Raw genomic sequence first — 18519 nt, 5'->3', positions numbered from 1 at the left:
TTGTAGGTTTGTTATATGGAATTTGAAGAAAGCTATGTTAAAACATCGTCACTTATTAAAAGGCCGGAAACTCTGACCCGCTTATGCTTGTTTACCTTTTTCTTTAGTGGCAGCATGACTCTGTTTTCTTTCGGAGGGTTGTTTTTTTCGGGCTGGCTGGCAAACTTTGTAAGCTCCTATGTGGGTAGTGTTTACAATATAGGGTCGAGCGTTTTTGCCATGTTTTTTTCTATAATGTTTATCTTGTTCGGATGCTCTTTGACGGGAGCTTTACTTATGTTTCATATGAAACGTTCAGGATATTGGTTGTATCTCGTCACCAATCTGGTTATTCTTGTATTATCAGTTTTTATCGTAATGAATGTATTTAATATTCTATTTATAGCGGGTACTATTCTATTTATAGTCCTTTATTCTGTTCAGTATAAACATATAAAAAACTATTATGAAAGAATCAGAGGAAAATAAAAGTAAGAAAGCCCCAACAAGTCTGTTTATATTATCTATTATTTGTATTATTTATTTTGCTGTATCCTTTATAATAAATGTATTATTAATCATTGGGGGTAAAGCTATTGATTTCATTCAAACCATACCTGTTATAGATAATATTATTATTGAGAGCTTGCATGGAGGAACATTTTTTTACATCCTTAAGATAATTTTTTGCTCCTTTGCCATTTTTTCTGTTTTTCTTATCACGAAAATGCTGCGCAAAGGGTACTTTTTGTTTATTATCAGTCAGGCTTGTATTCTAATTTTACCCTTTATTTTTTTACCAAGTCTGAGTTATGACTATCTAATAATGAAATTTATATTGTCGTTGGTTTTTGCAGTATTTTTTATATTACTCTTCAGCATATTCTTACCCAGAATGAAATAATATCCTATTATTTCAGAAACAAACAGGCGTCCCCGTAACTTAAAAAACGATAATTACTGCCTAAAGCATGCTTATATATTTCTTTCCAGCTATCGCCCAGATAAGCTGCGATAAGCAACAGTAATGTACTTCGGGGCTGGTGAAAATTTGTAACCATACCATCTGTCATTTTAAACCGATACCCGGGAATTATAATTATGTTAGTAATAAAGGAAATCTGCTGCAGTTGCATTTTATCCATATAATCCTTTATCACCATCAGAGTTTTCTTTCTATCTAAAGCATTTAGGGTTTCATTGTACGGGTCCCATTGGTTTATTTCAACGGGCATCTCTCCTGTTTCATGTATTTTTGCCGCCAAATAATAGAGACTTTCCAATGAACGGACTGAGGTAGTTCCTACGGCAATAATTTCCCCGGTAGCGTTCAACATATCGTTAAGCAATTGCTTTTTTATAACAACCTGCTCTGAATGCATAATGTGCTGTTCAATGCTTTCAGAAGATACAGGTTTGAAAGTGCCGGCTCCTACATGTAAAGTAATGTGTGTTTTCTGAATATTATTTTTCGAGAGTTCCAACAGCAATTCGGGAGTGAAATGTAATCCCGCTGTAGGAGCTGCCACCGAACCATTATTCTCGGCATAAACCGTCTGATAAGTCAGGTTGTCGCTATTTTCGGCCGGACGATGAATGTAAGGAGGTAAAGGCACCATGCCGGCTGATTCAATAATTGAGGAAAAACATAAATATTCGGGAATCCAGGCAAATCTAATCAGAAAACATCCATTTAAACTTTCCATTTTTTCTGCTTTGAGCAGATACTCAATAGCGTTTGAATTTATTTTTAATTCCAGTTTTTCGTCTTTCCATTTTTTTGCATTCCCCACCAGGCATTTCCATGTGCAATGCCCTGTTTGTTTCATAGCCAGTTCAAAATTGCGGTCAGGCATAGGTTCCAGGCAGAAAATTTCAATCTTGGCACCGGTTTTTTTATAAAAATTCATGCGGGCATGTATCACTTTTGTGTTATTTATAACCAGTAACGTCCCCGGTTTGATAAGTTCGGGCAGATTATAAAAATATTTGTCATAAATGCTATCATTTTTACATACCAGCAATTTTGCCCTATCTCTTTTCTGCAAAGGATATTTGGCAATTTTTTCTTCGGGCAGGGTGTAAGCAAAATCAGAAATATTTATTGATGGGATTTTAAACATAGGTAACAAACTAAAAATGAAATATTATTTATAAAACCCCATTTTTTCTATATAGGATAAAACTCTTTCCGGCATATAACCCTTAACATCTTTACCGCTTTTTATTATTTCCCGTATCCATGTGGAAGAAATATCATACAAAGGGGCATTTATCATACAAACCGAACTATGCGTTTTTAGTTTTCCGCCATCAAATCCGCGGCGGGGGTAAACAAAAATTTTGTAATTATCAATTATTTTATTATAGTCTTTCCACTTATGAAAAAGTTCCAGATTATCAGAGCCAATTATTAAAGAAAATATGTTTTTTAGAAATCTTTCCTGAAGGGCACTCAGCGTATCAATGGTATAAGAAGGTTTGGGCAAGGTAAATTCTATATTACATGCACGCATGCGTTTAAAATTCTTTATTGCCAATTGTACCATATTGAAACGGAAATCGTCATCCAGTAAAGATGATTCTTTCTTGAAGGGGCTCTGAGGAGAAACCACAAACCATATTTCGTCAAGGCCTGAGTTTTTCAGCAAGTATTTTGCGATGGCAAGATGCCCGGTATGTATCGGGTTGAAAGAGCCAAAATACAGGCCGATGTTTTTCGCAGAAATTATTTCTTTATTTTTTGGTCGCCTTTTTTCCATTTTTCTTTGGTTATCAACTCGCCTGTTTCGTTATAATGTTTCCATTTCCCTTCTTTCACACCATTTTTATATTGTCCTTCAATTTTTATCACACCGCTGTCGTAATAAAATTCAGCATCGCCTTCAGGTATTCCTTTTTCAAAATTCAGTAGGGCTTTTCTATTCCCATTTTCATAAAATTCGCGGTATTTACCCGTTATTTCATCATCCACAAAAGTGGCTTCAACCCGGGTGGTTTGCTTGTCATCATCAAAATAGAAAAATGCTATGCCGTTGGCCATTCCATCTTTATAAGACACCGTACTTTTTATTTGCCCGTCTTCAAAATAAGTACGCCAGAGCCCATCCTGTTTTCCGTCTGTAACACGTCCTTCAGCTTTGATGGTAAGGCTGTCTTTAAAATAAATCTTCACACCTCCGGTTTTGGTTATAAATTCATTACCCAGTTCCACTCTAAAACCTCCGGAATCTATTTCAAAAAAATACAAATCTTCGGCTGCAGATTCAATATTTTCAAGTTCGCTGTCAAAAGCGGCTTCCTCATCAAAATCAGCATAGAGCTTTGTTTTGAACATACCATCTTCGGAAGTCATCTGAAAGCCGACACGGGTAAATGCCAATATTAATTCTTTATTGTTTTTAACCCCTTCTTTTTTATCCACTTTGCTGTAATAGTATAGGTGAGAGTAAACCTTTGGCATCTGAACAAAAACAGAAATGTTGGATTTTGATTCAAAATGGCCGATAAAATCGAGAAAATCGGAATTATGCGCCAGAGTTTTCCCGATGGTGTAATCGTCAATCATATCCATGAGGCAGGAAGGGCTATTGCTGAAGACAATAAAATCTTCCATAAAAATATAATATGGTTTATCAAATTTGCTGAAAAAGTTGCCAAATAATAATTTCAGGAACCATCCGTATTCAAGATATTTAATTGTGAAATTTTTATATTCCGTATCATTGAATTTCAACAAACCAAAAGTACGTTTACGAACATTTTTTGTAATTTTTTCCATTCCTGCGACAGCCTGTTCAACATCTGAAGTATGTATAAGGGCAATGGCATCTTCTTCCCGGGCATTTGACGACGGCTGCAGTTTTACAAAAGCCAATTCGCTTCCTATCCAGCTAAAAAAGTCTTTTTCAAGGTCAACTTTAATGATTTTTTCAACTTTTTTAATGATTTTTTCATAATCAGCCGCGGCAACGGTGTCTTCTGCACTGAAAACTTCTTTTAATTTATTAATAAAATCACCAGAATTTTTAAAACTCATAGAGGCATAAATGGCGGCCTTATCAGAAATTATTTCGTAAGCATGCCATTTGCCGGGAGTAATGCCTGCCAATGCTTTGAAATAAGAAGGCAGGCTGTCGTTAAAGCTGGTATATCCTTCCCATTGCAACATTTCGTCATTAAAACTGACATTGAAAGCCGAAAAGAAAAGACTGTTGCTCAGAGATTTCACCATGGAAGAAGATTCCGACATATAACATTTTAAAAATCTATCCAATTCACTATAGTTAATATAAAAATTGATAAGTTTATTGCCTTTTATTTCAGTGGAAACAAAACGGACATTGGAGTTTTTTGTCCAGAATTCTGTGTCTTTATCATTTATAGATTTTTCAATCAAAACCGGAGAGTAACTGCAAACAAGTACATTTTCGATAAAACAAAGAGAAAGAATATCTTTTGAGGTTATATCTGTAAGTTCAATAATATCAATGCCTTCATAAGTTCGTTTTCCAAATGTAAAATCATAATACCCTACAATGCTTTTTATATAATTTTTCAAAAAAGAAATTTTTGAGGCTTTTTTAAGATCCACTGCAAAAATAAAGTCGTAATCGCTGAGTGAAGTCATGTGTGCAGAAATCACCAGCTGCCTGTTGGTAAAAAGCATATCCAGCGTTTTGTTTCCCTTGATAAGAGAATCAAGCTGCATGGCGCTGGCATTGATTTCTTCAAATTTCGGGCTGCTCATAAGATGTTGCCACATTTTGCTTTCACTGAGGGTAGCCCAGCCTTTTGTAAGGTTTGATGTTTCGATAATATAAACGGCATCTTTGGGGATGACCGAAAGCGCATTGCGGTTCCCTGAATTGCCAAAATAAAAATATGCGGCGATGCCACCGACAATCAAAAGTATAACCACTATTATCCAAATAAATGCTTTTAGAACTTTACGGCCTGTACTCATAAAATGAACTTTTGGGTTTAACAAACAAACTTACATAAAAATCATTTAATTTAAAAATTATTTATATCAACAAGCAATTAATTGCAACATAATTTTAACGGGGTTCGGCGGTCGCTGTGCCTTTATTTCCAGTAAGTTCTTATTTTGTAAAAGGAAAATTATCGTTTTCTTTTTCTGACCCCTTTGCTGCGCACAAGGCCAGCGCCCTTCCCCTACGAGTAGGGGAAGGGTCGGGGATGGGGTCAGGGCAAACTCTCTAACACTCCCTTAATTTTTTCAATCACTTTTGATATTTCAGACAGCTCTTCATTTTTAAAACGCAATACATGAAGCCCTTTTCCTTTTAAAACTGCTGTCCTGTCTTCATCATACTCTTTTTGAAATTCATGTATTTTTCCATCAAGTTAGATAACCAGTTTCTTTTTTGTACAAAAAAAATCAGGAATATAAAAGAAATGTTCATTTTTTATTGACTCATAAATAATGGGGTGTTGCCGTAGAAATTTGTATTTAAGATTTCTTCACCGTAACTCTTCCCAAAGAATTTTCTTTGATGGTGTGGGGTAATTCCTAAGCCGTGTTGCAATCTTTTTTATTTCATAATAGTTCATGGATACAAATATAATTTTAAATTTTCTTTTCAGACCCCTTCGCCAACGCACTAGGCCAACGCCCTTCCCCTACTCGTAGGGGAAGGGGTGGGGATAGGATAAAAAATTCCTATATAACCCCCTGATTTTGAGAAAAATTACTAAAAAATCCAGCTATAGTGTTTTATAATAAAAAAGATTACTATCTTTGCAGTCCATTTTTAAAAACGTAAAATATTTTTACAATGTACGCAATAGTTGATATAGCAGGACAACAGTTCAAAGTGGAAAAAGAACAGGAAATTTTTGTTCACCGCCTTGAAGGAGAAGAAGGCGCTTCGGTTACCTTCGACAATGTATTACTGGTGGACAAAGAAGGTAAGGTGCTCGTTGGCAACCCCAAAGTAGAAGGCGCCAATATTACCGCCAAAATCCTTTCACATATGAAAGGCGACAAAGTTATCGTTTTCAAAAAGAGGAGAAGGAAGGGGTATCAGAAAGCTAACGGGCACAGACAATATCTTTCCAAAATACAAATTGAAGAAATAAATTTAAAAAGTTCTACTAAAACCAAATAATTATGGCACATAAGAAAGGTGCTGGCAGCTCGACTAACGGCCGCGAATCGCACAGCAAACGTTTGGGAATAAAAATTTTCGGCGGACAATTTGCCCAGTCAGGAAACATTATCGTTCGCCAGAGAGGTACCGTTCACCACCCCGGATTAAATGTGGGCATTGGTAACGACCATACGCTTTTCGCCCTCACGGACGGCATGGTGGTTTTCAAAAAGAAGAAAAACAACCGTTCGTATGTATCGGTTATGCCGCCTGAAAGCAACGAACCCGAAAAAAACTAAATTTATTTCACAAAAGATTGCGTCTCCGGTTGCCAAGGTAATCGGAGATTTTTTTTTCTTATAACAGAATAATAACTTTGCCAAAAAACTGAAATATGTTACAAATTAGCCGCTTACGTTCCGAGCCTGAAAATATCATCCGGGCACTTGCCGTTAAAAATTTTGACGCATCGGGTATCATAAAAGAAATACTTACCCTTGACGAAACCAGGCGGAGTACTCAGAAAAATATGGACGATTTGCTTGCCGAAAGCAATAAAATGTCAAAAGAAACCGGCGAATTATTCAAAACAGGCAAAGCTGAAGAAGCAAATAAACTGAAGGAAAAATCCGCAGAACTAAAAAATAAAATAAAAGAGCTGGAAGAAATGCTCAGGGCGGCTGAATCAGAACAAAACAACAAACTTCTGTTGTTACCCAATATCCCCCACAATACCGTTAAACCCGGGAAATCATCGGAAGAAAATGAAATAATTTTCAACGAAGGGAATATCCCTGTATTGCCCGAAGATGCCCTGCCACATTGGGATTTGGCTGCAAAATACGGGCTGATTGACTTTGAACTTGGTAACAAAATCACCGGAGCGGGGTTCCCTGTTTATATTGGGAAAGGAGCCAAGCTGCAAAGGGCTTTAATTCAGTTTTTCCTTGACTCGGCCATTGATGAGGGATACACCGAGATACAACCTCCCCTGATGGTAAACGAAGCCTCTGCTTATGGCACCGGGCAACTCCCCGATAAAGAAGGGCAAATGTATCATGTTCCTCTTGACAATCTTTTTCTGATACCGACAGCAGAAGTGCCAATAACAAATTTATACAGGGACAATATCTTAAAGGAAAGCGACTTTCCCATAAAAAATGTTGCCTATTCGGCATGCTTCAGGCGTGAAGCCGGCTCCTACGGAAAAGATGTACGCGGCCTAAACAGGCTTCATGAATTTGACAAAGTGGAAATAGTTCAGATACAACACCCGGATAAATCCTACGAAACTCTGGAAGCCATGTGCAAATATGTTTCCTCTTTGCTCAATAAACTTAACTTGCCATACAGAATTGTTAAACTCTGTGGAGGCGACCTCAGTTTTGCTTCAGCCATGACCTATGACTTTGAGGTTTATTCCGCAGCACAAAAAAGATGGCTTGAGGTTAGTTCGGTATCAAATTTTGAGAGCTTTCAGTCTAACCGAATGAAACTGCGTTTCCGCAATGCCGATGGGAAAATTTCTCTGGCACATACACTAAACGGGAGTGCTTTGGCGTTACCTAGAATTGTAGCATCTCTGCTCGAAAACAACCAGGAAAAGCGAGGGGTTTTAATACCGGAAATTTTACATAAATATACCACTTTTGAAATAATAAACTAAATCACTAATATGAAAAAACATCTGATTTTAGGAATAACACTCGGGTTTCTGATAGCTTCTTGCAGCAACCCTGTAAAAAAAAATCAACTGTCAAAAGTTGACAGCCTGTATGCCCTTCTTGACTCTGCATCAATGCTTTTAAGCCGTGTAAACATGGACACTGTCAACCAACGGCTGCAAACGTATTATGATGTCAACAAAAAAGTTTCCGAGCATTATCAGGAGTATCGGAACGAAGAGAACTGGGCTTATGTTTGTAGTTATCAGAATGTTCGCAAACCATTTAAAACTCTTGTTAAAAATTACATCAAATATCAGGCGGAGGTTGATTCGTCAAAAAAACAACTCGAAAATCTAAAACATGACATTAAGAAAAACCTCTTAAAAGAAAATGAGTTTGATGGTTGCTTTGCCATAGAATCGCAATCCATAAACGCTTTAACATTTAAGATTAAGAAAAACATCGAAAGCGTTCAGCATCAGCTTAAAAATTTCGACACCATTCATCCATACATGCTTCGACTGATTGAATCATATAATTCAGGAAAAGAAAAATAAATACAGCAAAAACTACCTTAGAAAAATGTTGCAATGTACCATAAACTGAAAATTTTTCTTGTCTTTATTGCTTCAATCAGTATGTATTTTCCTTCATTTTCTCAACCAGACAATAACGAGCAGCTCGCCATCCAATACTTTCAGAATAAAGAATATGACAAAGCCGTTATTTTGTTTGAGGATATTTACGAAAGAACACCTACGCCTTTTATTTACAATTATTACGTTAATTGCCTTCTGGAGCTGAAAGATTACCGCAAAGCCGAAAAATTTATTTCCCGATTAAACAAAAAAAATCCTGATATTTTCAGCTATGCCGTTGATTTGGGATATATATATCAGCTGGAAGGAGATTATGAAAAAGCAAAAAAACAATTCGAAAACACCATTAAATCTGTTTATTCGTACAAAGATCAATTCATAGGCCTTGCCAATGCCTTTCTTGTCCGCGACCTTAGCGATTATGCCATAAAAACATACGAACAAGGCCAGAAAACACTGAAAAACTTCTATAATTTCAATCTGGAACTGGCTGATGCTTATCTTAAAAAAAACAATTTTTCTTCTGCATTAAATCAATACCTTGATTATGTGAGCAGTTATCCTGACGAGACCGATATGGTACAGGGGAAAATGCAGGATTTGCTTCTCACCTACCCTGACGACAGCCGGAAAGAAACTTTTAAATCCTCCCTGTTGCAACGAATAAAAAAAGAACCTGATATTAAATCCTATCCTATACTTTTGTTATGGTTTTTTATTCAGCAAAAGGAATTTGGAGCCGCTTTTATACAGGCAAAAGCTATTGACAAAAGGTTTAACGAAGATGGTGAACGGGTTATTGAATTAGCTCGTATTGCCGCTGCAAATACTTTTTATGATGAAGCAATAAGCTGTTATGATTATATACTTTCACAAAAAAATATGTATTCGCCATACTATCAGGCAGCACTGGTCGAAAAACTTAACACCAGGTACCAGAAAGTAACAGAAAACATTATTATTAACAAAGACGAAACTCTTCAGCTCGAAAATGAATACCTTGACCTGATTCAAAAAACCGGCCAAACCAATTATTCACTTCAACTGATAAAAAACCTTGCTCATCTGCAGGCATTTTATATGGATAAAACCCCTGAAGCCACTCAATTGCTGCAGGATGCTATTCAATACAAAGGGGTAACGGCCGATTTGCTGGCACAATGCAAAGTGGAACTTGCAGATATTCTTTTGCTTACCGGAGAAGTTTGGGAGGCCAGCCTTCTTTATTCTCAAGTGGAAAAAGCATTCAAAAATGATGTGATTGGCTTTGAAGCTAAGTATCGCAATGCTAAATTATATTTTTACATAGGAGAATTTGAATTTGCCAAGGCACAACTTGATATATTGAAAGCTGCCACAGCCAAGCTTATTTCAAATGATGCTATGGAGCTCTCTTTGCTGATTGGGGAAAATTATGATGAAGACAGTTCGACTGTTGGGCTTCAGTTATACTCCAGAGCAGACCTGCTTCTTTTTCAAAATAAATATGAACAAGCACTGACAACTCTGGATTCCATAAATACACTCGGGCTTTACCATCCTCTTTTCGATGAAGTGCTTTATAAAAAAGCCCAAATAAAAATTAAACAGAAACAATATTCCGAAGCCGACAGCCTCCTGAACAAGCTGGTTGATTTTTATTCGGCCGATATTCTTGCTGACGATGCCCTTTTTCTTCTTGGCCAGCTAAACGAGCGGCAATTCAAAAATACAGAAAAGGCTATGGAGAATTACGAAAGAATTTTTACTGACTACCAGGGAAGTATCTATGTGGTTGATGCCCGCAAAAGATATCGTGCATTGAGAGGCGACAAAATTAATTGATACATGACTGTTGTCAGACCAAAAAAATTTTTAGGGCAACATTTTCTGCATGATAAAAATATTGCTGAAAAAATCAGCATGTGCTTAAGCGGGCATGGTAATTACAAGGATGTACTCGAAATAGGCCCGGGGACAGGTGTTTTAACAAAATACCTGTTACAAAATAACCCATATAATACATTGCATATTGAAATTGACGCCGAAGCATATACATATCTATGTGAACAGTACCCATCCATCAGAGAAAAAATTATTTTGGGCGATTTTTTAAAGTTTGATATTAAAAAATATTTTAAACAACCTTTTGCCGTTATTGGAAATTTCCCATATAATATTTCTAGCCAGATACTTTTTAAAGTCTTTGAAAACCGTGATATGGTGCCGGAGCTTGTGGGGATGTTTCAAAAAGAAGTGGCGGAGCGCATTGCCTCTAAACCCGGAAGTAAAAAATACGGGATATTAAGCGTTTTGCTTCAGGCGTTTTATGAAATAGAATATTTATTTACGGTAAGCCCTAATGTTTTTTACCCTCCACCAAAAGTACAATCAGCAGTGATAAGGCTTAAAAGAAATGCCAGGTTACAGCTACCATGTGATGCAAATAAATTTACTGAAGTAGTTAAAAAGGCATTCAACCAGCGGCGTAAGACACTTAGAAATTCGTTGAAAGCGTTGGTTACAAATCCGGATCTGCTTTCTATGTCAGTATTTAATCAAAGGCCGGAGCAGTTATCTGTTGAAGAATTCATTGAAATCACAAAAACTGTTTACTGCTAACCGTTTACTGATAACTGCTAACTGTTCACTGCTAACTGTCAAATGCTTCCTTCCGCGTTTTTCATGATGTTGTATAAAAACTCTCTGGCACGAAATAACTGGGCTTTCACGGTTCCTATCGGGATATCCATTTCCTGTGCAATTTCTTCATAGGAATATTCATCAAAATATCTTAATTGAACCAGCCGGCGGTAATTAGGTTTAAGCTTTTCGACCACTTCCCGCATCATTTTTATTTTTTGCCTTTCTATCATTTTCTCTTCGGGATCGGGCGTTGAGGAAGGTAGGGTTTGAGACATATCCAGCCCCTCTTCCTCATCAATGGTCTTATTAATTGAAAGAATCTCGACTTTTTTACGGCGGATATGGTCAATGCAATTGTTGGAAGCAATTTTGAACAGCCAAGTGCTGAATGCATAATCCGGAGTATATTGGTCCAGTTTTTTAAATGCTTTACCAAATGCTTCAATAGTCAGGTCATCAGCATCATCAGGATTGTTTGTCATTTTAAGCAACAGAAAATAAATAGCATCTTTGTAAAACCCCATCAAATCGGCATAAGCTTTCTGATCGCCCTGATGCAGGGCAAGTTGTACCAGCCTGTAATCGCGGTGTGCCTTGTCAGTCAGATTCGGGTTTATTTCCATGTATTTATTTTTTTCCCCGTATTCGTAAGCTTTGTTAAAACATTAAAAAAAATCATTATCACTTCAAAAAAAGGCGAAAGTAAAAATAATTTTTTTTCTTTAAGTTTTAACATTGCTTTTTTAAAAATTATTAACTGAGATGTAACCCTTACAATAAAAAACGATGATACTATCACAATAGTATATGTTTTTATGTTAAGCAAAGTTAAAATAACTGCTAGTAAATAAAATGTCAGCGTACTGAATGGCAAGAGGACGAGTAAAACTTTATGAACAAATTTATAGTACTTCCCCGTTGTAAAATGTCTTTTTTTCTGAAATACCCAGTCATTGAATTTTAATTTAGGTTGTGAGAGTGTATGGCTTTCCCCTGTATATACTATTGATGTATTTTTTCGAGTAGCATTGCTGTTCACAAACAAGTCATCATCGCCGGAACTTATCTCATAATGCGATACGAAACCTTTATTTTCCAGAAAAAGGCTTCTGCGATATGCCAGATTTCTGCCTACGCCCATGTAAGGCAATCCTGCTCTTGCCAAAGAAAAATATTGTAATGCGATTGTGAACGTATCAAAACGAATCAGGCTATTGAGCAAGCCTTTTCGCCTTTCATATGCCCCATAACCTAAAACTATTTTTGTTCGCGGGTTAGAAAATGGCATTTGCATATTTTTTATCCATAAGCTTGATACAGGTTCACAATCTGCATCGGTGAGCAGGACTACATCATGTTGTGCCGATTTTATGCCTAAAGAAAGGGAAAATTTTTTTCCGCTAAAATTATTTAGGTTTTTTTGAACAGTGATTATCTTCAATCTTTTGTATTTTCTCGATAAATCCATAAGTAGCTCCGCCGTATCGTCCTCCGACTGGTCATTTACAACGACCACTTCGAAATCAGGATAATCCTGTTCCAGAATTTTAGGCAGGTTTTTTTCGAGGTTGTAGAATTCATTCCGGGCACATACAACAACAGAAACAGGTAATACTTCTTCAGATTGATTTGCGTTTTTATTTTTTAAAAAGGCAAATAATGAAAAAATGCCCCAGTAATAAATCATCTGGACGATAAAAAAAGCAACAAAAGCTATATACAAGTATAACTGTAGCGGGTCGTGAAGAATTTTTTCAAAAAACATGCAAACTAAATATATTGCAAAATTATATTTTTAAAGCTTTTTTGAATTACCTTAATAAAAAACTTATTCACGGAGAAATGTTGATTATTTGTTTCCTTTTTTACGCTTCAAATAAAGAATTATCTTTGTTGTATGAAATTCACACTTACGGCAACTGACAAGGCATCTGCTGCCCGTGCCGGTATGTTGGAAACGGCCCACGGAATTATAGAAACACCCGTCTTTATGCCTGTTGGGACATCGGGAAGCGTAAAGGCACTTCATCAAAAAGAACTTGCTGAGGATGTGAAAGCACAAATTATTCTTGGGAACACCTATCATTTATATTTAAGGCCAGGCACTGATATATTAGAAGAAGCAGGAGGATTGCATAAGTTTATGGGATGGAATAAACCCATCCTGACAGATAGCGGAGGTTATCAGGTTTATTCTCTTAAAACTATCAGGAAAATAAAAGATGATGGAGTTATATTTCATTCGCATATTGATGGCTCAAAGCATATTTTTACTCCTGAAAATACTATGGATATTCAGCGAAAAATAGGGGCTGATATCATCATGGCTTTTGACGAATGTGCGCCTTACCCGTGTGATTACGAATATGCAAAAAAGTCTATGAAAATGACTCATAAATGGCTTGAACGTTGCATGAAACATTTCAACAACACTAAACCGCTTTATGGATATGAACAATCTCTTTTCCCTATCGTTCAGGGCAGTGTTTTCGATGACCTGCGTAAAATTTCCGCTGAAACTGCTTCTGAATATAATCCTGATGGCATAGCTATAGGGGGGCTTTCTGTAGGCGAACCCACGGATATTATGTATGACATTACAGCAAAAGTGTGTTCGGTTTTGCCACAAAACAAGCCCCGCTATCTGATGGGTGTGGGAACACCGGCCAATATTCTTGAAGCCATTGCCCTTGGTGTAGATATGTTCGATTGCGTGATGCCAACACGCAACGGTCGGAATGGATGGTTGTTTACAAGAAAGGGCCGTATAAACATTCGCAATGAGAAATGGAAAAATGATTTCTCCCCCATTGATGACGATGGATTATCTTATGTTGACAGATATTATAATAAAGCCTACCTCAGGCATCTTTTTGCTTCCAATGAAATACTGGCAGCCATGATAGCCAGCCAGCATAACCTTGCTTTTTACTGCCAGCTTGTTCAAGAAGCCAGAGAACATATTATTAGTGGTAGTTTTTTATCATGGAAGAACAACATGGTAAAGCGCCTGGAAAACAAATTATAATTTATTATTAAACCATAAGTTAAAAGCTGCTGTTATAATAAATTCAAAGTTGAAAAAACTGTATTGGCTTTTGATACTATTGATTTGTAACTTCTTATGATTTGTAACTTCTTAAAAAAAGTTATTTTGATATTTAAAAAATTTTTACATATAAATTACAAAAATTAATGAATTATTATTATCTTGCATTTTAATATAAGGCTTTCTATATGTTTTTTTTAAATTTTTCATGATAAAAAAATACATGTTTCTTTTAAAAATTAAAATATATCTATCTATTAGCATGCTTCTGTTTCTTATATCAAATGAAGTATTCTCCCAAACAGATAGTATTGACATATATGACCTGACATTAACACAATTGTCCCAACTTAAAATCACCTCGGCTTCTAAAGCAAGCCAAAGCATCAGGGAAATCCCTTCAACAATATATGTTATCACAGCTGCCGACATAAAAGAAAAAGGATATTTCACTCTTGAAGAAGCCTTATCCGATTTGCCCGGGTTTCAGTTCAGGAATACTTTAGGAATGAACAGTTATATTTTTCAGAGGGGAGTTCCCAATCAAAACAACCTTACCCTGATACTAATTGACGGAATACAGGTTAATGAACTAAATTCAGGCGGCTTTTATGGAGGAGGACAATACAACCTGTCGAATGTTGAAAGAATTGAAGTAATCTATGGCCCGGGTTCTGTTGCTTATGGCACCAATGCAGTATCGGGCATTATTAATATTGTTACTAAAAGTGCCATGACAAAAAAATCCGAAATAACAGCCCTCATAGGAAACTTTAACACATTATCAACTGATTTTACTTACAGTACAACAAATAAAAAAAACACATTCGGAATATTGATTTCGGGAATGGCAAAAAAATCTGATAAGGCAAACCTTAAAGGTAAAGCCGGAGATAACAACTGGAGTGATCTCATGGATAACTTTGAAAACGATTATTCTTTTGATATTAAAATGCAGTTCCACGACTTTACTTTTGGAACAAATTATATGTTTAAGCAAGCCTCCCTTGCCACCAATATTAAATCTGCCGGGACTATTTACAGGGATTATGGAACTTTGTGGAACATACAATTCGTGAATAATTACCTGAGATATGATAAGAAATTTTCGGACCGGCTAAGTTTTTCAAGTGTTTTGTATAACAGTAATTCCACTGTACTTGGCAATTCCGTTTACTACGTTGTTGACACGGCTCAGATTGGTTATTACCGCCCCGGTAATTTAACCGGAATAGAGAATGTCATTAATTATTCGGCAAAGAAAATTTTTTCAATGACTGGTGGTTTTATTTTTGAATTTGAGCAAGTATCAGAAAAAGCATCATATTCCCAAAGTGACTCTCCCGATAAAAATCCGCCATGCCCAGATAAACCCAACATACTAAATAACTATCTTTTAAGTATTTTTGCAGAGCCAAGATTGTGTCTTTTTAAAAACTTATTTATCTCCGGGGGTATTCGGTTTGACCAAAGCAATGTTTACCAACAGGTCATTACTCCGCGTGCGGGAATAAGTTACAATTTTCGTAAACATATTGTTCGTATTTCCTATGCCGAAGCTTTCAGGGCGCCAAAACCATGGGATTATACAGATGGATTAGGTAATGCGTCATTGCTGCCCGAAAAAATGAAATCATTAGAAACTGCTTTTACTTTTTCCATAACTGACAAAATAAAATTAGATATTGTTGGATATAGAAATTATCTCACGAATGTCATTACAAAAGAATTTCCGGACACAACCGGTATTATTAATTACGACAGCAGCAGTTTTTATCGCTGGGTAAACGATGGAATTGTGGATACTTACGGATGTGAACTTTATTTCAGGCTGGATTACGGTAAAATAAAATCTTCCTTAAATTACACCTTTAACTACAGTAAAAATGAAGAGGGTTTCTTTATGCCTGAAATCAGTATGCACAGCGCTAATGCAAGTATTACATATTCTTTCAATGAGCATATAAAAATAAACTTAAGAGCGCACTATTTTGGAAAAAGAAAAAACCCTCAGCTAATCTCAAGCACTAACAGTTATTATGTTGGGCATTATTTTCTTCTCGACGGAACACTATCATTACTTAACTATAAAAGTTTTACTGTACAGGTTTTATTAAAAAACATTTTAAACACCAAATACTATCATACTTCAAACAGAGAGCCCGACAGGTATAGGCAGCCGCAATTCACATTTATGGTTTCACTTGGTTACACCTTCAACAGATAATCTGATGAAACATCTATTCCGTAATATCTGTATTTTTTTAATTTGCATTATAACTCCACTCATTCCAATTAACGCACAACAGATTAAACGAGATGTTGCCATCAGTGCATACATTTACAACTTTGCTAAAAATGTGCAATGGCAAAACGAAGAAAGCATTCAGGAATTTCATTTTCTTGTCATCGGGGATGATAAAAACATTATAAAAGAATTAACGACTCTGTCGAAGACAAAAACGCTCCGAAAAAAACCAATTAAAGTTTCATCTTCAACTTCTCTCGATAATACTGACAATATACATTTAATATTTGTCACCAAAGAAAGTGAGGGAAAACTATTAAAAATTTATGATAAAATTGAAGGGAAAAACATTCTGCTTATTAGCGATAGTTATGATGATAAGCGCATTATTATGATTAACTTTTACGATTCTAAAGATGGAAACCTTTTATTTGAAATCAACAAAGCTAACATAATAAACCAGCGACTGAATATTATGCCGGATATGGTGCTATTGGGAGGCACCACGATTGATGTTGCCGCTTTGTATTATGAGGAGCAACAAAGCCTTCGCAGCCTCCAGAAACAGATTCAGAGCCACGACAGCACTTTGAATTTTTTGAAAAAAGCCATTACCTTGAAAACCAAAGAAGCACAGGCAAATATTCAAAATCTTAACGAACAGACTGTAAAGATTCAGGAACAACAAAAAATTCTTGATGAACAATCGTTACTTCTTAAAAAAAAGGAACAGGAACTGGCGTTAAAAACACTTCTGATATATGAGCAACAAAAATTATATGAACGCCAGAAGAAAGAGCTTTATGACCTGTCCGTAAATGTGAGCGAAGGAACTGAATTGCTTAACAAGCAAAAGAAGGAAATTGAAAGTAAAAAAGCTGAAATACAGTTACAAACCCAAGCTTTGGACAAACAAGGGTCCCAGATAGTTCGCCAGAGGAACCTCATCACGTTGTTCATTATTATTTCCATACTGGTAGCCATATTGGTACTTACAGTTTTTATTGCATACAAAAAAATTCAAAAACTTAACAAATCCCTTGAAAAGAGAGTTTCAGACCGAACACAAGAATTAAATGACGCTAATCAGCAATTGCAGGTAGAACTTGCCGAACGAAAATTAGCTGAAGAAGCTTTGAAAAAATCAGAGGAACGATTCCGGTTGACATTAGACAATATGCTTGAAGGATGCCAGATAATTGATTATGAATGGCGTTATCGTTATGTGAATGATGCAGTAATAAGTCATGGCCGCCAAACAAAAGAAAATATGTTGGGGTGTAAAATGATGGAGGTATATTCCGGATTTGAAAAAACAGAAGTATTTCAGGTTTTAAGCCGCTGCATGAATGACCGTATTCCCCAGCACATGATTAATGAGTTCATCTATCCTGACGGGACATCAGCATGGTTTGAACTGAGTATTCAACCTGTGTCAGAAGGCATTTTTGTGCTTTCTTCGGATATAACAGAACGAAAATTAATTGAAAACAAAATTAAACAACTCAACGAGGAGCTCGAAAAACGTGTTGAATTAAGGACACAACAACTTGAAAATGCTAATAAAGAACTGGAAGCTTTTGCTTATTCAGTTTCTCATGACTTAAGGGCACCTCTGCGCGCCATTAGCGGATTTACGAAAATCCTTACGGAAGATTATGCAAACAAAATAGATACAGACGGCCAAAGAGTCTGTGATGTTATCCAAAAAGAAGCTTCACGTATGGGGCAATTGATTGATGATTTGTTGTCATTTTCGAGGCTTAGCCGCACTTCTTTGCAAAAAGTCATGACAGACATGACAAAAATTGTGCATCAGGCTTTGGAAGAAGTTGAAGGTCAATATTGCGAAAATAAGATAGAAATTGAAATTACAAAATTATTGCCTGCCAATGTTGATATCAGCCTTATTAAACAGGTGTGGGTTAACCTGATTTCAAATGCATTTAAGTTTTCTTCCAAAAAAGATATTATTAAAATTGAGGTGGGTAGTTTTGAAAATCAAGGAGAAAATATTTACTTTGTTAAAGATAACGGCTCCGGGTTTGATATGAAGTATGTTGATAATTTATTTGGAGTCTTTCAGCGCCTGCACAATATTAATGAATTTCAGGGGACAGGAGTGGGGTTGGCAATAGTGCAACGCATTATTCACAGGCATGGTGGTCGTGTATGGGCTGAAGGGGAAATTGATAAAGGAGCAAAATTTTATTTTTCATTACTTAATAAACCATAA

Annotated in this window: 15 protein-coding genes; 10 read left to right on the top strand and 5 right to left on the bottom strand. The window is 36.1% G+C overall.

What is annotated here, in order from left to right; translation table 11 throughout:
* Window positions 1-15 precede the first annotated feature (15 nt).
* Window positions 16-468 (top strand): hypothetical protein, encoded by a 453-nt coding sequence (locus tag M0R16_00470; protein ID MCK9611357.1) that lies wholly within the window; start codon window positions 16-18, stop codon window positions 466-468.
* Window positions 469-890: 422 nt separating this feature from the next.
* Here the strand turns inward: M0R16_00470 and M0R16_00465 are convergent, their stop codons facing one another.
* The 3 genes from M0R16_00465 to M0R16_00455 are packed head-to-tail and all read right to left on the bottom strand — an operon-like array spanning window position 891 to window position 4945.
* Window positions 891-2102: an S-adenosylmethionine:tRNA ribosyltransferase-isomerase gene (locus tag M0R16_00465; protein MCK9611356.1), complete on the bottom strand. Its 1212-nt coding sequence runs from the start codon at window positions 2100-2102 to the stop codon at window positions 891-893.
* 24 nt (window positions 2103-2126) lie between these two features.
* Window positions 2127-2741: a nicotinate (nicotinamide) nucleotide adenylyltransferase gene (nadD, locus tag M0R16_00460; protein MCK9611355.1), complete on the bottom strand. Its 615-nt coding sequence runs from the start codon at window positions 2739-2741 to the stop codon at window positions 2127-2129.
* Window positions 2708-4945, bottom strand: a complete 2238-nt coding sequence (locus M0R16_00455; protein MCK9611354.1) for a DUF3352 domain-containing protein — start codon at window positions 4943-4945, stop codon at window positions 2708-2710. Before M0R16_00455 ends, nadD begins: the two co-directional genes overlap by 34 nt.
* An 835-nt stretch (window positions 4946-5780) precedes the next feature.
* Between M0R16_00455 and rplU the strand changes: the two genes are divergently transcribed.
* The 6 genes from rplU to rsmA all read left to right on the top strand — a co-directional run bounded on the left by rplU (window position 5781) and on the right by rsmA (window position 10962).
* Window positions 5781-6113: a 50S ribosomal protein L21 gene (rplU, locus tag M0R16_00450; GenBank protein ID MCK9611353.1), complete on the top strand. Its 333-nt coding sequence runs from the start codon at window positions 5781-5783 to the stop codon at window positions 6111-6113.
* Window positions 6114-6115: 2 nt separating this feature from the next.
* A complete protein-coding gene (gene rpmA / locus M0R16_00445) occupies window positions 6116-6394 on the top strand; it encodes a 50S ribosomal protein L27 (GenBank protein ID MCK9611352.1) in 279 nt (92 codons plus the stop codon).
* A gap of 95 nt (window positions 6395-6489) precedes the next feature.
* Window positions 6490-7761, top strand: coding sequence for a serine--tRNA ligase (gene serS / locus M0R16_00440; protein ID MCK9611351.1), 1272 nt, complete (start codon window positions 6490-6492; stop codon window positions 7759-7761).
* A 9-nt stretch (window positions 7762-7770) separates the two neighbouring features.
* Window positions 7771-8319: a hypothetical protein gene (locus M0R16_00435; protein ID MCK9611350.1), complete on the top strand. Its 549-nt coding sequence runs from the start codon at window positions 7771-7773 to the stop codon at window positions 8317-8319.
* A gap of 33 nt (window positions 8320-8352) precedes the next feature.
* Window positions 8353-10185: a tetratricopeptide repeat protein gene (locus tag M0R16_00430; protein MCK9611349.1), complete on the top strand. Its 1833-nt coding sequence runs from the start codon at window positions 8353-8355 to the stop codon at window positions 10183-10185.
* Between the two features lie 3 nt (window positions 10186-10188).
* Window positions 10189-10962, top strand: coding sequence for a 16S rRNA (adenine(1518)-N(6)/adenine(1519)-N(6))-dimethyltransferase RsmA (gene rsmA, locus M0R16_00425; GenBank protein MCK9611348.1), 774 nt, complete (start codon window positions 10189-10191; stop codon window positions 10960-10962).
* Window positions 10963-11000: 38 nt separating this feature from the next.
* Here the strand turns inward: rsmA and M0R16_00420 are convergent, their stop codons facing one another.
* Together M0R16_00420 and M0R16_00415 are read right to left on the bottom strand one after the other, a co-directional pair.
* Window positions 11001-11609, bottom strand: coding sequence for a sigma-70 family RNA polymerase sigma factor (locus M0R16_00420; protein MCK9611347.1), 609 nt, complete (start codon window positions 11607-11609; stop codon window positions 11001-11003).
* A complete protein-coding gene (locus M0R16_00415) occupies window positions 11600-12751 on the bottom strand; it encodes a glycosyltransferase (protein MCK9611346.1) in 1152 nt (383 codons plus the stop codon). Before M0R16_00415 ends, M0R16_00420 begins: the two co-directional genes overlap by 10 nt.
* 132 nt (window positions 12752-12883) lie before the next feature.
* On the opposite strand from M0R16_00415, the gene tgt reads away from it, so the two are divergent.
* The 3 genes from tgt to M0R16_00400 all read left to right on the top strand — a co-directional run bounded on the left by tgt (window position 12884) and on the right by M0R16_00400 (window position 18519).
* A complete protein-coding gene (tgt, locus tag M0R16_00410; protein ID MCK9611345.1) occupies window positions 12884-14014 on the top strand; it encodes a tRNA guanosine(34) transglycosylase Tgt in 1131 nt (376 codons plus the stop codon).
* A gap of 283 nt (window positions 14015-14297) precedes the next feature.
* Window positions 14298-16262, top strand: a complete 1965-nt coding sequence (locus M0R16_00405; GenBank protein ID MCK9611344.1) for a TonB-dependent receptor plug domain-containing protein — start codon at window positions 14298-14300, stop codon at window positions 16260-16262.
* 4 nt (window positions 16263-16266) lie between these two features.
* On the top strand, window positions 16267-18519 hold the full coding sequence (locus tag M0R16_00400; protein ID MCK9611343.1) for a YfiR/HmsC family protein: 2253 nt from the start codon (window positions 16267-16269) through the stop codon (window positions 18517-18519).

The sequence above is a fragment of the Bacteroidales bacterium genome (genome assembly GCA_023228145.1).
GTDB lineage: Bacteria > Bacteroidota > Bacteroidia > Bacteroidales > CAIWKO01 > CAIWKO01.
This window is presented reverse-complemented; position numbering and strand designations above follow the sequence as displayed.

Bases quoted from the DNA above. Each gene is read 5' to 3' on its own strand.
- M0R16_00420 (MCK9611347.1), bottom strand. From the start codon at position 11,609: ATGGAAATAAACCCGAATCTGACTGACAAGGCACACCGCGATTACAGG.
- M0R16_00415 (MCK9611346.1), bottom strand. From the start codon at position 12,751: ATGTTTTTTGAAAAAATTCTTCACGACCCGCTACAGTTATACTTGTAT.
- tgt (MCK9611345.1), top strand. From the start codon at position 12,884: ATGAAATTCACACTTACGGCAACTGACAAGGCATCTGCTGCCCGTGCC.
- M0R16_00435 (MCK9611350.1), top strand. From the start codon at position 7,771: ATGAAAAAACATCTGATTTTAGGAATAACACTCGGGTTTCTGATAGCT.
- M0R16_00405 (MCK9611344.1), top strand. From the start codon at position 14,298: ATGCTTCTGTTTCTTATATCAAATGAAGTATTCTCCCAAACAGATAGT.
- rplU (MCK9611353.1), top strand. From the start codon at position 5,781: ATGTACGCAATAGTTGATATAGCAGGACAACAGTTCAAAGTGGAAAAA.
- M0R16_00470 (MCK9611357.1), top strand. From the start codon at position 16: ATGGAATTTGAAGAAAGCTATGTTAAAACATCGTCACTTATTAAAAGG.
- M0R16_00465 (MCK9611356.1), bottom strand. From the start codon at position 2,102: ATGTTTAAAATCCCATCAATAAATATTTCTGATTTTGCTTACACCCTG.
- rsmA (MCK9611348.1), top strand. From the start codon at position 10,189: ATGACTGTTGTCAGACCAAAAAAATTTTTAGGGCAACATTTTCTGCAT.
- nadD (MCK9611355.1), bottom strand. From the start codon at position 2,741: ATGGAAAAAAGGCGACCAAAAAATAAAGAAATAATTTCTGCGAAAAAC.
- M0R16_00400 (MCK9611343.1), top strand. From the start codon at position 16,267: ATGAAACATCTATTCCGTAATATCTGTATTTTTTTAATTTGCATTATA.
- M0R16_00430 (MCK9611349.1), top strand. From the start codon at position 8,353: ATGTACCATAAACTGAAAATTTTTCTTGTCTTTATTGCTTCAATCAGT.
- rpmA (MCK9611352.1), top strand. From the start codon at position 6,116: ATGGCACATAAGAAAGGTGCTGGCAGCTCGACTAACGGCCGCGAATCG.
- serS (MCK9611351.1), top strand. From the start codon at position 6,490: ATGTTACAAATTAGCCGCTTACGTTCCGAGCCTGAAAATATCATCCGG.
- M0R16_00455 (MCK9611354.1), bottom strand. From the start codon at position 4,945: ATGAGTACAGGCCGTAAAGTTCTAAAAGCATTTATTTGGATAATAGTG.